A 15278-nucleotide genomic window follows, 5' to 3' on the forward strand; every position below is an offset into this window, starting at 1 on the left:
ATGGAAATGGAGAAATTGCGCATCGAAAAGGGAGAAAAACGCCATCCGTTTTCACTCATTGTCTATGGGCTTCTATCGTACGGCCCCTTACACTAACGAAGAGATGCATCTCATACAAGACATATCGGGGACTTGAGGAGGTCTGTACATGAAAAAGGTTATTCTAGCTTCAACCCTTGTTACTACATTAGTCAGTATGGTCGGCTGTTCGACTGCGCCGTCCGCCTCTACTAATGAGAAAGCGAAGGAATCCAGCTCCAGTGCGTCGGGTCCGACTACATATCCTATCCAAACGGACAAAACGCTGACGTATTGGGGAGAATTAACGCCGAATATTGTCGGGGTCAAGCCGTCCCATAACGAGGTGCCGTTCTTCCAGGAGTGGCAGAAGAAAACCGGCGTCAAGCTGAAGTTTACGGCGCCGCCGGCCAACCAGGCGAAAGAAGCGCTCAACGTGATGCTCGCATCCGGTGATTTGCCGGACATGATTGAGTACAACTTCCTGAACAGCTTCCCGGGCGGACCGGAGAAAGCAATTAAGGACGGTTACATTCTCAGGCTGAACGATCTGATCGACAAGCATGCTCCGAACCTGAAGAAATATTTGAAGGAGCATCCGGAGATCGACAAGATGGTCAAGACGGACAACGGCAGCTACTATACGTTCCCGTTCATTCGCGGAGACGAGTATCTTCAAGTATTCCAAGGCCCGATTATCCGCAAAGACTGGCTGGATGAGCTCGGTTTGCCGGTTCCGGAGACGATTGACGATTGGACGAAGACGCTGCGTGCCTTCAAAGAGAAGAAAGGCGCAGACGCCGCATTGTCCTTTACGAGTAAGCCGCGCTTCTTCAACGATTCGTACAATGGAGCTTTCTTGGGAGCGTTCGGGGTCAACCGCGGATTTTACATGGAAAATGGACAAATCAAGTTCGGACCTGCCGAAAAAGGCTTTAAAGAATATTTGACCCTGTTCAGCCAATGGTACAAAGAAGGTCTGTTGGATAAAAACATTGCTACAACAGACACCAAGGCGCTCGACGGAAGCATCGCAGCAGCCGAGACCGGAGCGACGATCGGCAATGCCGGAGGCGGTATCGGCAAATGGCAGCCGCTTGTGCAAAACAAAGATCCTAAAGCCTTGCTGGTAGCTGCTCCATACCCTGTACTGAAAAAAGGCGACACTCCGAAGTTCGGCCAAAAAGACAAGCCATTCTCCGCCGGAGGGATTGTTGCGGTAACTACTAAAGCGAAGGACCCAGAGCTAGCGGTCAAAATGCTCGATTACGGCTACAGCGACGAAGGCCGCATGTTCTTCAACTTCGGAACCGAAGGCGTAAGCTACAACATGGAGAACGGCTATCCGAAGTATACCGATCTGCTGATGAAAAACCCGGATAAACTGGCGCCGGCTCAAGCCATGTCCCTGTACATTCGCGGCAGCTACAACGGACCGTTCATTCAGGATAAGCGGTATGCAGAGCAATTCTTTACACTGCCGACGCAGCGTGAAGCCATCGACGTGTGGAAAAAAACGGATACGGACAAATACAGCCTGCCGCCTCTTACACCGACACCGGAGGAAAGCTCCGAATATGCCAAAATCATGAACGACATCGATACGCTGGTCGACGAAATGACGTTGAAAATCATCCTTGGCGCCGAGTCCCCGGATCAATTCGAAAGCTATGTCAGCAAAATGAAATCGTTGAATCTGGACAAAGCAATTGAGATTCAAAAAGCGGCGCTGGATCGTTACAACAAGAGATAAATTGACGGACGCGGGGAGGGCTCGGCCCTCTCCGTCCATTCGAGAGAGGTGAAATGATGGATAACGCACAAAGCCTGGAGAGAGCCCGGAGCAGCGGAAAAAAGGCGTCAAAGCATATTTTTCTTCGAGATTTTGCAATGAACAAATATTTGTATCTCATGATGATTCCTGTACTGGCTTTTTATGTCATTTTCCATTATGCCCCTATGTACGGGGCGCTGATAGCTTTCAAGGATTATACGCCGATGAAGGGCATTATGGGCAGCGATTGGGTGGGCTTGAAGCATTTTAAAGATTTTTTCGGAAGCTACTATTTTTGGCGAATCTTAAAAAACACGCTTATTATCAGTTTGTATTCGCTGCTGTTTGAGTTTCCCGCGCCTATTATTCTTGCTCTAATGATTAACGAAGTGCGCAGCAAAACATTCAAGCGGGTAGCACAGACGATTACTTATATGCCTTATTTTATTTCGCTCGTCGTCATTTGCGGTATTATTACGGATTTCACGAATGCGGACGGAGTGGTTCACTCCTTGTTCAGAGCACTCGGATATGAAGGACAGGCCATGCTGCAGCAGCCGAATTTGTTTCGGCCGATCTATATTATCTCCGAGATTTGGCAGCGGATAGGCTGGGAATCAATCATCTATATCGCTGCGTTAATGAGCATCGACCAGGAGCAGTATGAAGCGGCTCGTATGGACGGGGCCAGCCGTTGGAAGCAAATGCTGTATATTACGCTGCCCGGTATCATGCCTACCATTGCCATTATGTTTATATTGCGTATGGGCAACCTGCTCAACGTAGGCTTTGAGAAGATCATCTTGCTCTACAATCCGGTCACGTACGAAACGGCCGACGTCATATCGTCGTTCGTGTACCGCAAAGGCTTGCTGGAGTTCGGGTGGAGCTACAGCTCGGCTGTAGGGCTATTTAACTCCGTGATCAACCTGATTCTCCTCATCACCGCCAACTATGTCAGCCGCAAAGTCAATGAAAGTAGCTTATGGTGAGGTGTAATTATGAAAAAACAAACCGACCTGCTTGAAATCGCCTTCGATTTCGTCATTCACGCGATCCTTGTTCTGCTCGTGATCATCACGCTGTATCCGCTGCTGTATGTCGTCTTCGCTTCCTTCAGTGACGCCAATCAGCTCATTACCCATAAGGGTCTGCTGTACAAATCGCTCGGCTTCAATCTGGACGCCTATAAGGACGTAATGAAAAATCCTAGCATCCTGATAGGCTATCGCAACACGATCTTTATCGTTGTTGCCGGAGTTCTGGTCAATCTGATTATGACCGCCTTGGGCGCTTACGTCCTATCGAGGAAAAATGTGCTGTGGAACAAAGCGTTCATGATCATTATCGTCTTCACCATGTTTTTCCACGGGGGACTTATTCCGCTGTACCTCGTTGTCAAAAATGTAGGCTTACTCGACACGCTCTGGGCTACAATCATTCCGTTCTCGATCAGCACGTTCAATCTGATCATTATGCGTACAGCGTTCATGGGCATACCCGACAGTCTCGAGGAATCCGCCAAGATCGACGGGGCGAATCACTTTACGATCTTATTCCGGATCATTCTTCCGCTGTCGATGCCGGTTATCGCTGTTATGATTCTTTACTACGCAGTCGACAAATGGAACGGCTGGTTCTATGCCTCCGTCTTTATTAAGGACCGGGAGCTGTTCCCGCTGCAATTGGTTCTTCGTGAGATCTTAATCTCGAACTCGACGGAGACGATGTCGATGGGCGCAGATGCCGGAGACCGCCATCAGATTGGGGAAACCATCAAATATGCAACGATTATGGTAGCTACGGTGCCTGTGCTGTGTATTTATCCGTTCGTACAGCGCTTCTTCGTCAAAGGCGTTATGGTCGGATCGTTAAAAGGATAACCTCCTAGGCGGCCATTCCATCACTAATAATTACTCGGTTAATAAACCATTTGAAGACGATTCAGATGGTTTTTTTTCTATAAATAGGGTTCATTTTACAAATTGTTTATTGAAATGGACATTTTGTGCATATTCAAGCTTGCATGTAATGAGCAATAATAGCCAAGAACATCCAGCAAAAAGTTGTTTGAGGACAGGGGGAGATCGAACGAATCCGTTTTTTGAAACCGCTAACATCGCAAGTGAAATGATCGGTGTTGAGGGGCATCAAGGTAATTTGTAACTGAAGTTCATTCAAAGGGAGGAAAGAAATGAAAACAACGGCTTCATACCCATGGAAGCATGCGAGACAAGCGCTGCAGCTTCTGCTGATTGTATGCCTGATCGCAAGCCCATTATGGGCATCACCCGGCACGATCCACGCGGCATTCTCTTACGGTACGCCTATGGCTCCAATTAGCGATGTGTCCGTTTATTCGAGCGGTTATTATATGAACTCATCGTTAATCGCCAATGAAGCGACCAACTACCACAAGGCGGCTGCCGACGGCGCAGCTCAGGATATCATGCGGGTAGGGCGGGACGAGGATGGATCGCAGGCCTATACTTATGTCAAATATGACCTGTCCGGGCTGCCGGCTCCGGGTGATTATGCAGAAGCCGCCTTGCAGTTTCAGGCTTCTTCCGCGGTAGCGGGTCCAATCAGCGTCTACGGGCTGCAGCCTATGCAGACTGCAGCGGACTGGTCGGAGACAGCTGCCACTTGGAAAAACAAATTCACCCCCATGGCGGACTCCCTGGATACGATTCAAATAACCAACGAAGCGAAGCTGTACCGGTTCAACATTACCGACTACATTAAGTCCAAGCAAGCCGCAGGAGCAGCTTCCGTCTCCTTGCTCATCAAGGCGGAGACGGCGTCGGCGGTCGAGCTGCGGGGACGCGAAACGACCGACGCTGACGGCGCCGTGCGAATTCCGTCCTTGGTCATCCATCAGCAAGCGAGCGGTCTGCCTGCTCCGCAGCCTTACACGCCGCCAGTCGCTTTTGCCTATGGCAAAAACATGCCTCCGTTGCATGACTCGCTTGTGTACAACCCTGCAACGACGAATAACAAGGATGCCGATAAAAATTACCACGGTACGAATAATACGGCTGCTATCGCCGACGGGATGACCGTGGAATTCAATAAAGCGTACGCTTATTTCAAGTTCGATATTTCACAGCTTCCGGAACCCGATAAAATAGGGAAAACCGTATTCTCCGTATGGGGCAGAGATACGTCCAAGAGCACAACGGCTCCAGCTACCTCCTATGTGCAAATATTCGGAACCTCCGGCAGCTCCGACTGGAAGGAAACCGACATTAGCTGGAATAACCGGCCGCAAGCGGATGCCGTTCCTCTTGCCGAGGTGTTATACAAAACAGCGAACAACTACCAAGATGCGGACATAACCCAATATGTGAAGCAGCAAAAACAAAACGGCGCCAAGACCATTACGGTCATGATGGCGGCCAAGGATCAAACCGGTATCTTCTATCACCGTGGCAAGGATACGAATGCGGGCGGACAATCGCCGCCGAGGCTCATGGTGTCTGATCCTGCGGAGACACCGGAGGATTTGACTCTGGGCAGCGACGGAAGAAGCCGTCTGTACCCTGCCGACTGGTATCCGGGATTCAAGGATGACAAGGGCCGATATTTGCACGACTTCTCGTACGCAGGCTACCATAGGGGCGAAACGGCTATACCGGCAGCGGATATGTCGCGACCTATCGACGTCACCAAAGCGCCATACCATGCCGACGCCACAGGCGGCAGCGATGCTACGTCAGCGATTCAGAAGGCGATTGACGACGCCGGAGCTCAAGGCGGAGGTGTTGTGTATCTTCCGGAAGGAACGTACCAGGTCAATCCTCCGGCAGGCAAGGATTATGCTCTCCGGATTGCATCGAGCAACGTTGTTCTGAAGGGCGCCGGCATGAACAAAACGTTCCTGTACAACGCCACCGAGAACATGAAAGGCAAGGATATCATTGAAGTAGGCGGCACCGATTGGAAAAAAACACCTGTGTCGACGAAGCTTAGCCGAAGCGTTACCGAGCCTACCGTGCTGCTGCCGGTTCAGGATGCCGGCTCGTTCAAGGTGAACGATTACGTGACGATCACGTTCGAAACGACGCAAGGCTTTCTGGAGGAGCTCGGCATGCAAAATAAATGGGCTTCCAGGCTGGGCAAGGTCGAGCCGTTGTTTTACAGGCAGATCGTCGGCGTCGACGCCGTGAACCGGACGATCACGCTGGACATTCCAACACGCTTCCCGATGAAGCTGCGGGATAACATTACGATCACGAAGACAGAGAATCCATTGTCGGAGATCGGGCTGGAGGATTTCTCCATCGCCAACGTCCAGAACTCCAAGAGCGGACTGGGAGAAGACGACTATAAGGTCGTCGGAACGGCTGGATATGAAAGCGATAATGCTAAGGCGATCAATTTGGTAGCGGTTGCCAACAGCTGGGTGCGCAATATTAGCACTTACAAGCCGGAAGGCAATGCAACCTACCATATTTTGTCCAAAGGCGTCATTCTGGACCGCACGAAAAATGTGACCGTCGATAACGTGACGATGCAGTATCCGCAGTATAGGGGAGCTAACGGCAATGGTTACTTGTATCAATTCATCGGCAACGACGATCTCATTACCAACAGCAACGCGGTTGCAGCGAGACACAGCTTCACGTACGCGAATTTTTCCGCCAATGGAAACGTGCTGTACAAGGCAAGCTCCGAAAAGCCGTCTTTGTTAACCGATTTCCATATGTATATGAGTATGGCGAACCTGATCGACTCGATGACGCTGAACGGTGACGCAATCTCTGCTATAACAAGAGACTACGGCTCCTCGGAGACGAACCGGCACGGTGTCGTAACTACTGAAAGCGTATTCTGGAACACGACCGGACTGGCTGCCCACAGCAGCAAAAATGGCATTATTATCGAATCGGAGCAGTTCGGCAACGGCTACATTGTCGGGACCAAGGGTGCGGTCTCGGGGGTTAATGTCAATATTACCGGTTCCATTGCCGACGCAAATACGAAGCCTTTCGATATGGCTGAAGGGGTCGGAGAAGGGGATAAGCTGACCCCGCAAAGCTTGTATTCCGATCAATTTGGCAGAAGGACTGACGGGACGAAGCTCGCCTTGCAATCTTTGCTCGTCAACGGTTTGCCTATCGCCGGAATGCAGTTTACACGGACAAGCTATACATACACTCTTCCATACGGCACCACGACGGTTCCGAATGTACAGGCAGCGGCGTTATCGCCGGATGCATCTGTAACCGTTACCCAGCCTGCATCGACGAGCGGGAACGGTGTGATTCGAGTGTCCAATGGCGGTGAAGTAAAAGAGTATACCGTCCAGTTCAAGGTAGCGGCATCGCCCGTACTGCCGGTATCGATTACATTGGCGCCGGACAAATCGGTTCCGGGCTGGAGAGCCGCAGGCAACGCAATCAGCGTAGGGAACAGCGGGAAGCTGAAGGCGATCCTGACGCTGGACAACGGGGAAACCGTCGATCTTGGATCGGGAGATTATCCGGTTGCCTACACATTGAACAATGAAACGGTCGCATCGATTCAAGGGTCCGTATTTAAGGCGCTGCTGCCGGGGATTACGAAGGTTACGGCCGAAATAACATGGAACGGCAAGACGGTGAAGTCTACCCAAACATTTGAAGTAAAAGAGCCGATGAGCGAGCCGGATGGCAAATTTGCAACGGCGGTCAAGGTGACGGCAAGCGCAGATGACGGGAACGTGCCTGCCAACGTGAACGACAGAGACCCTGATTCCCGATGGTCGGCCGAGGGTACAGGCGGGCAATATTTGGTGCTCGAGCTGGACAAGGAAGTGTTGATCGACAAAGCGAGTATTATGTTCTATAGCGGGAATCTCCGGTCGTCGACTTTTGATCTGGAGGTTTCCAGGGACGGCGAAATGTATCATAAGGTTCTGACCCGGGCGGTCAGCGGCAAGCCGAACCCTAATCAGCCCGAAACGTTTGGCTTTAACCCGGTTAAGGCCAAATACGTGAAATTTACCGGCTATGGCAACGAATTGAACGCCTGGAACAGCATTATTGAGTTTTGGGTGCATCTGGCGCCTGTCCAGTCGCCGCAGTCCATCACGTTGAATAAAACGTCGGGCACGTTGAAGGTAGGCGACACCGACAGCTTAACCGCCACTGTTCTGCCGGAGAACGCAACGGATAAAACGGTAACGTTCGAGTCGAGCAGTTCGGCTGTTACGGTTGGCGAAGCGGTATATCAGCCGCTCGACGGAACGACTAGCGTCAGCTTGAAAGCAATCGCCGCAGGAAATGCCTTTATTACGGCTCGTACGGTCGACGGCGGACTTACCGCGAAGTACGAGGTGAACGTTACCGGCAGCGGCACAGGAGGCGAAGGCAATCCAGGCGGAGGAGGCAACAATGGGGGCGGTGAGAATCCAGGCGGCGGTAATCCGGGGGAAGGACCGGGTAATCCTGCAACCCCTCCGAGCACGATAATCCATATGCCGGGCTCGGTTCAAGCCGGGCAGACGTTCCAATCCGTTATCGGCTTGGGAAGCGTAACGGGAAGCGTCTACTCGGCGGTGTATACCGCGGATATAACTTTAACCTATAGCGCCAATGCGATCGAATGGCTGTCGGCGGAATCGTTGAAGCAGGACTTCATCATTACCCGCAAAGAAGTAACAGCACCGGGTCAGCTGCGCATTACGGCGGCAAGCCGCAGCTCGGAAGGAGTCGTAACGAAGGACGGCGACCTGCTGCGGATCCAATGGAAAGCGTCTGCTTGGGTACCGCAGGCGACGCGGGCTCAGGTTGCCGTTACCAAGGCAACTGTTACCAACGGGCTGCAGCAATCGCAGGATGCCCAACTCACCTCGGCGGACATCCAGGTAGTTCCTGCTCCTAGAAGAGGAGGGTCGTCCTCCGGCTCATCCGGTTCGGCAGCCCCTGCACCCGCAACTGTTCCTCCGTCGGCAGTCAAGCCGGCAGTACCGGGGCAGCCGGCAAGTGTGAGCATCCCGCTCGGAGAGCCTGTCAAAGAAACGGCGAAGGACGGAAGGACGGTCTCCAAGGCGGTACTGGATGCCAATGCAGTCATCCAGGCTTTGCAAGGCTTGACAGCGGCACAAGCCAAAGATGAGATCATACTCCAGGCTGACGTCGCCGGAAAAGAAGATATCGGCATGATCGTTATTCCTGCGGGCAAGATCGCCGCATTCCTGGCGCTGGCTCCTAAAGCGACTCTTAGCTTTACGTATGACGGAGCACGATATGATTTACCGCTTCAAAGCATAGATATCGCTGCATTAGCCAAATCGCTGAACAAGAAAGCGGAGGACATCACGCTGGTGATCCGAATCGAGAAGCTTGCTGCGGGAGATGCCGCCTTGTTGAGCGACAAGGCGAAGAGTCAAGGAGTGAAGCTGCTGAACGCCGGTTTGAACTTCCATGTCACAGCGGAGGCGGGCGACCAGCAAATGGTCGTCAGCGACTATGGACAGACGTATGTGACAAGAAGCTTGACATTGCCTGGCGGCGTCGATTCGCAGCTTGCGGCAGCCGTACGCTTCGATTCGGCAACCGGCGAGCTGACTTTCGTACCGGCTCAATTCCACAAAGCAGCCGGCAGCACAACCGTCACGATATACAGTACAAGCAACAGCATTTATACCGTGGTGCAAGCAAGCAAGAGCTTCGCGGATCTTCGCGGTCACTGGGCGCAAGCATCCGTCGAATCCATGGCATCCCGATTCCTCGTCAAAGGAACGTCGGAGAATGAATTTGCTCCCGATAAACAAATTACGAGAGCGGAGTTCGCCGTTCTTCTGACCAGAGCCATGGGACTGGCTCCGCGTACAGGAAGCAGCTATTCGGACGTAGCTTCCGCAGATTGGTATGCGGGAGCGGTTGGAGCCGCATCCGCTGCCGGTATTGTCGACGGCTTCGAGAACGGATCGTTCCAGCCGAACGGCTATATTGCGAGAGAGCAGATGGCGGTCATGATTGCCAGGGCATTGAAGCTGGCGCCTGCCGAAGGAGAGCTCCAGGCGGATCCGGCCTTATTGGAATCCTTCTCCGATAATGCTGCGATTAGCGGCTACGCCAAAGAAGGAGTCGCACTAGCGTTGAAAGCGAACATCGTTAACGGCCAGACTGCAACAGCGTTCGTTCCTGCCGCCAACGCAACACGGGCGGAAGCAGCCGTGATGATAGAACGGATGCTCAAGCATATTGCTTTTCAATAATTGAAAAGCACGATTAGCCCCCTGAACAGCGGAGTTCAGGGGGCTTTTTCACACCATTTCGCATAAATCGTCCATCCGATTGTAGTATTTGGGCATTCCTCTACAGCCGTTTTATGATTATAATTAGAATTCATGGAGAGGACCCTGCCCATTTTGACCTCGATTAGGAAGCTTTATATTTTCGGGAGGAATACCTTTTGAAATTGCGATATTTGTGGAGAAAACGAAAAAGCGTCATCGTGACCTGGCTGTTCTCGTACAGCGCTGTTTTGTTTGTGCCGATGCTCATGAGCATCATCATTTATTACCAATCCAGCGAAGCGCTGAAAAGCGAAATTCATCGCGCGAACGGCTCGCTACTGGAACAAGTCAAATATTCGATAGATACCCAAGTGGATTTGATGAAGCGGCTGAATACGGAAATATTGTGGAACAACAAGCTGCAAAGCCTCATGTATTCCACCAAAACTCCAAGCGACGCCCAGTTTCTGGCTTATCAGGTCGTACAGGATTTCCAGACCTACCAGACATCCTACGCATCGATCGACGAGTTTTATGTAACCTGGGAGCAGACCTCCTCTATTTTGCGGCCCGGCAATGTGAGAGACAGTAAAGTCGCCTTCGACACGATACATAATACCGGATCGCTGTCCTATAAAGACTGGCTCGACACGCTGACGCGGACTTCCAGCAGCCAGTTTCTGCTGCTGCCGCATGCGGATGCGGCTGCCCCCCAGTCCTCTATCGCTTATGTGACTCACATGCCCAAGAACCTGCAGGGCCGTTCTACCGGAACGATAGTAATCATGGCGGACACCGACCGGTTTCAGAAGGCTATTGAGAGCGTCGAGGGCTTCAGCGGCGGGCAGGTGCTCGTCGTAAATAAAGACAAACAGGTGCTCTTGTCCAATATGCCGATAGAGCACAATATGCAGCCGCTTCTCGACACCATTACTGTCGGGGAAGACCGTTCGATGTCTACGCAAAGCATCAACGGCGATTCGGAGCTGCTCTCCATCCCGTCCGGCGTGTCGGATTTAATGTACGTCCTGGTTATTCCGAGAAACGTGTACTGGCAAAAGGCCGAATATGTGCGTCAATTTACGTATATCAGTATTTTTATCAGCTTTTTGGGTGCAGCGGTGCTGACCTGGTTCTTCCTGCGCCGCAACTATTCGCCGATCCGCAACCTGGTGCAATCTCTGTCGGATAAGAATGCCCATGAGGAGAGGACGGATTGGAATGAGCTCAGCTTCATCCAGAAGGCCGTTATCAACACCCGAAGCGAGAAGGAGCAGATCGCGCTGCAGCTGCAGCATCATCATAATCTGCTTCGCTCCAATATGCTGTCTAGGCTGTTAAAAGGAAAGCTGGACGGGCCGATTCCGATCCAAGAAGCGTTCAAAACGTTTCAGATCAAGTTCGAATCCGATCAATTCGCCGTGATCATGCTTGCCATTGAGAATATGGAGAATGTGTATACGAGCTTGTCCGGCATGGAAATTCAAGATAAACGGAAGTTTATCCAGTTCATCATTACGAATGTTATGGAAGAGCTTGTCGGCATTCGCTGCCATGAGGGCTATGTGGCCGAGGTTGACGATATGATGGTATGTCTGATCAATTTCGCCGAAAATGAAGAGGCTGACTATCGCGAGGATCTTCAAGAAATTGCGGCCGAAGCCCAGAAGTTTCTGACGCGGTTCCAGATGAATCTGACCGTATCGATCAGCGGCATTCACCCGATGCTGTCCGGCGTATCCCAAGCATATCAAGAAGCTATGGATGCCATGGAATACAAGATGGTGCTGGGCAAACGCGAGATTATCGCCTATGACGATATCCGTTTCGAATCGGCGGCGCTGCAAAAAGGGTATTATTATCCGCTCCATGTGGAGCAGCAGATCATTAATTTCATTAAAGCAGGCGATTTCGACCACGCCTCCCAACTGGTAGAAGAAGTAACCAAGCGAAATTTCGATAAGCCGGCCGTTTCCTTGACGCTGGCCCGCTGTCTCATTTTCAACTTTGTAGGTACCATGGTGAAAGCCATCAATGAGCTGGGAGATGCGGATCAAAGCTTCCTTGCAGACAACCCTCTCTGGATGGATACCATCATTGCCTGCGAGACGATCCAGGAAATGCAGGAGGAGCTTCAGCGCCTGCTGCAGACGGTGTGTACCGCTGCAGCAGCCAAGGTCGAATCCAATTTATCGAAAGACCGGGCTGAATCGCTGCGCAAATTGATCTCCGAAGTGACGCAGTACATTCAAGAGTGCTACCATGACTCGAATCTTAACGTTAATACGATAGGGGAACGGTTTCAGCTGAAGGCAAGCTATTTGTCCAAAATGTTCAAAAATATGACAGGGGAAGGGCTGCCCGATTTTATTAACAGCCTGAGAATCCACGAAGCCAAAACCCTTATAAAGCATAAGCAGATATCGATTACGGAAGCGGCCAAAATGGTAGGCTTCAATGAGGTTGCAACCTTCATCCGCGTATTCAAAAAGTACGAAGGAATCACACCAGGCAAATACAAAGAGATGAATTAATTCCTTGCAGGGAGGTTGAAGCTGGACATGCATACAAAAGCAAGGACATTATTGCTGCTCGTTTCCATACTCTCTATCGTCTCGGCCGGCTGCACCGGCCGTTCCCAAGACGCCAGATCGCCTCAAGCCGGCAGTACAAGCAATGCGAGCACCGCTGCGGAGGTCAAGCAGCAGCCGGGTGCGTATCCCATCCAAACAAGCAAGACGCTAACGTATTGGGCTGAGCTGAACCAGAACGCCGCCAGCGTAAAATCGACCTTTGAGCAAGTACCCTTCTTTCAGGAATGGCAGAAGCGAACCGGAGTCAAGCTTAAGTTCATTCAGGCGCAAGCCAATCAGGATAAAACCGCGCTGAATGTATTGCTGGCGTCGGGAGATTTGCCCGATATGATGGAATACGCTTGGAACAGCTTTCCAGGCGGCCCGGAGAAAGCGATCAACGACGGCTATATTCTGAAGCTGAACGATGTCATCGACAAGTATGCTCCCAACTTGAAACAATTTCTTAAGGAACACCCTGAGATCGATAAGCAAATCAAAACGGATGAAGGACATTATTACGTGTTTCCGTTTATCCGCAACGATCCTATGCTGCAAACCTTCCAAGGGCCGATTATCCGTAAGGATTGGCTGGATGAGCTCGGGCTGCCGATCCCGGAGACGATCGACGATTGGTATGTGGTGCTCAAAGCGTTTAAGGAGAAGAAGGGGATCGAGGCTCCGCTAACCTTTTTAAGCGTGCCGAACGTCTTGTTTGGAATGGACAACGGGGCTTTTATCGGCGCATATGGCGTGAAAAAAGGCTTCTATTTGGACGAGGGCAAAGTCAAATTCGGCCCGATCGAAGGCGGGTATAAGGAGTTTTTGCGCACGTTCCGCCGCTGGTATGAAGAAGGTCTGATCGACCGGAATATGGCGACGGTAGATATCAAGACGATGGATTCCAATATGATGCTGGGCCGAAGCGGCGCCAGTATATGGAATGCAGGGTCGGGTATCGGCAAATGGCAGCCGGCGCTCCAGGCCAAGGATCCGAAAGCCGTCGTGACCGCTGCTCCTTACCCGGTGTTGAAGAGAGGGGATAAGCCGAAATTCGGTCAAAAAAGCGAAGAGTACGTGGGCAGCGGGAGCGTAGCTATTGCCGGCAACTCCAAGAATGTGGAGGAAGCCGCCAGAATGCTGGACTACGGATACAGTGAAGCGGGGCACATGTTCTTCAATTTCGGCATCGAGGGGACGAGCTACAATATGGAAGGCGATTACCCGAAATATACGGAGCTGATCATGAGCAACAAGGAACAGCTGGTTCCCGCCCAAGCTTTGGCCATGTATAACCGCGCGAGCTATTTTGGACCGTTCATCCAGGACCGGCGCTACATTGAGCAGGCCTACACGCTGTCCCAGCAAAAGGAAGCGATACCGGTATGGGCGCAAAACGACGCCGAACGGCATACGCTGCCGCTGATTCACAAGACGGAGAAAGAGAGCTCGGAATCCGCGGCCATCATGATGGATGTCATGAATCTGGTGGATGAAATGTCCATCAAAATTATCCTCGGCGTTGAGCCGGTAGATGCCTATGACAACTATGTCGAGAAAATCAAAGCCTTGAACGTAAAGCGCGCTATAGACATCGAGCAGCAGGCGCTTGACCGTTATAATTTTAAGTCGTGAATCTCTAATGGTTCCCGCTCAGACATTCCGATGCTAATTGTAAGGCAAAGCAATGTCCAGTATAATTTTTCCATAGAAGGACTTCATGACCGCACATCATCCAATATGAAGCTGCAGGAGGAGAGACGATGTCTTATTTATCCGTAAGTACATGGAGTCTGCACAGACTGCTGGGTCCGCTCAGATGGACGCATTGGGATCAGGAGGCGGGTAGTCATTTTACCCGCGAGCAGGAGCAGCCGCAAGTTTTGTCCTTGCTGGAGCTGCCTGCCGAGGCTAGCTCCAGAGGCTACCGGGCCGTGGAGGTATGTCATTTTCATTTTCCGTCCACGGAACAGGACTATTTGCAGGAGCTGAGGCATCGGTTCGAAGCTGCCGGCATTTCCTTTGATACGCTGCTTCTGGATTACGGCGATATCTCATCGGCCGATGAGAAGCGCAGCACGGCGGATTACGCTCTGGTGCAGCATTGGATTGAAGTAGCGGCACAGGCCGGTGCGAAGCGAATACGAGTCATTGCGGGGGATTCTCCCGCAGACGATGAAGACGCTCTGCAGCGCGCAGCGCAGAGGTTATCCGAGCTGCAACAATTTGCTTCCGGCCGTGGAGTTCAGATTGTCACGGAAAATTTCCGGCCATTGACCTCGACCGGAGATAACTGTGTGCAGCTGCTGGAGCGCGGACATCATTCGTTTAAGATGATTACGGATTTCGGCAACTTCAAAGGCTCCGCCAAATATGACGAGATCGCGTTGACGCTGCCGTACAGTGTGTCCGTTCACGCCAAAGCCCATTACGATGATGCCGGCATGCCTGACGAACCGGAATTCCGCAATTGCCTGGAGCAGCTGAAGACATCCGGCTATAACGGAGCGGTAGTACTGATCTATGACGGCCCAGGTGATATGTGGGAAGGGCTGGAGAGGATACGGCGAATTGTAGAGCCTTATTTGTAACCTTCCGTGAAGCAGTGCTTGTGGAATGTGTAAACGTGTTAGAACATACAAAAACCGTGAGGGACGAACGCCCTCACGGTTTTTAGTTTATCGAT

The 15278-nt window shown here is 51.6% G+C and carries 7 protein-coding genes; all 7 read left to right on the forward strand.

The features are described 5' to 3' along the window. Window positions 1-148 precede the first annotated feature (148 nt). The 7 genes from DVH26_RS11350 to DVH26_RS11380 all read left to right on the forward strand — a co-directional run bounded on the left by DVH26_RS11350 (window position 149) and on the right by DVH26_RS11380 (window position 15183). A complete protein-coding gene (locus tag DVH26_RS11350; protein ID WP_239633796.1) occupies window positions 149-1771 on the forward strand; it encodes an extracellular solute-binding protein in 1623 nt (540 codons plus the stop codon). Between the two features lie 56 nt (window positions 1772-1827). Then, complete coding sequence (locus DVH26_RS11355) at window positions 1828-2784, forward strand: ABC transporter permease (protein ID WP_379454305.1); 957 nt, start codon at window positions 1828-1830, stop codon at window positions 2782-2784. 9 nt (window positions 2785-2793) lie between these two features. Continuing rightward, a complete protein-coding gene (locus DVH26_RS11360; RefSeq protein ID WP_239633798.1) occupies window positions 2794-3675 on the forward strand; it encodes a carbohydrate ABC transporter permease in 882 nt (293 codons plus the stop codon). A gap of 311 nt (window positions 3676-3986) precedes the next feature. Next, entirely contained in the window at window positions 3987-9998 is a 6012-nt protein-coding gene (locus DVH26_RS11365) for a CBM96 family carbohydrate-binding protein (RefSeq protein ID WP_239633799.1), read from the forward strand. 197 nt (window positions 9999-10195) lie between these two features. Next, window positions 10196-12553, forward strand: coding sequence for a helix-turn-helix domain-containing protein (locus DVH26_RS11370; RefSeq protein ID WP_239633800.1), 2358 nt, complete (start codon window positions 10196-10198; stop codon window positions 12551-12553). A gap of 27 nt (window positions 12554-12580) precedes the next feature. Further along, a complete protein-coding gene (locus DVH26_RS11375) occupies window positions 12581-14227 on the forward strand; it encodes an extracellular solute-binding protein (RefSeq protein WP_239633801.1) in 1647 nt (548 codons plus the stop codon). 128 nt (window positions 14228-14355) lie between these two features. Further along, window positions 14356-15183, forward strand: coding sequence for a sugar phosphate isomerase/epimerase family protein (locus DVH26_RS11380; RefSeq protein ID WP_239633802.1), 828 nt, complete (start codon window positions 14356-14358; stop codon window positions 15181-15183). Window positions 15184-15278 lie beyond the last annotated feature (95 nt).

It is taken from the genome of Paenibacillus sp. H1-7 (genome assembly GCF_022354825.1).
In the GTDB taxonomy this organism is placed as follows: Bacteria; Bacillota; Bacilli; order Paenibacillales; family NBRC-103111; genus Paenibacillus_S.

Excerpts from the sequence above, each read along its gene's own strand:
- DVH26_RS11350 (WP_239633796.1), top strand. The coding sequence starts at position 149 with ATGAAAAAGGTTATTCTAGCTTCAACCCTTGTTACTACATTAGTCAGT.
- DVH26_RS11355 (WP_379454305.1), top strand. The coding sequence starts at position 1,828 with ATGGATAACGCACAAAGCCTGGAGAGAGCCCGGAGCAGCGGAAAAAAG.
- DVH26_RS11360 (WP_239633798.1), top strand. The coding sequence starts at position 2,794 with ATGAAAAAACAAACCGACCTGCTTGAAATCGCCTTCGATTTCGTCATT.
- DVH26_RS11365 (WP_239633799.1), top strand. The coding sequence starts at position 3,987 with ATGAAAACAACGGCTTCATACCCATGGAAGCATGCGAGACAAGCGCTG.
- DVH26_RS11375 (WP_239633801.1), top strand. The coding sequence starts at position 12,581 with ATGCATACAAAAGCAAGGACATTATTGCTGCTCGTTTCCATACTCTCT.
- DVH26_RS11380 (WP_239633802.1), top strand. The coding sequence starts at position 14,356 with ATGTCTTATTTATCCGTAAGTACATGGAGTCTGCACAGACTGCTGGGT.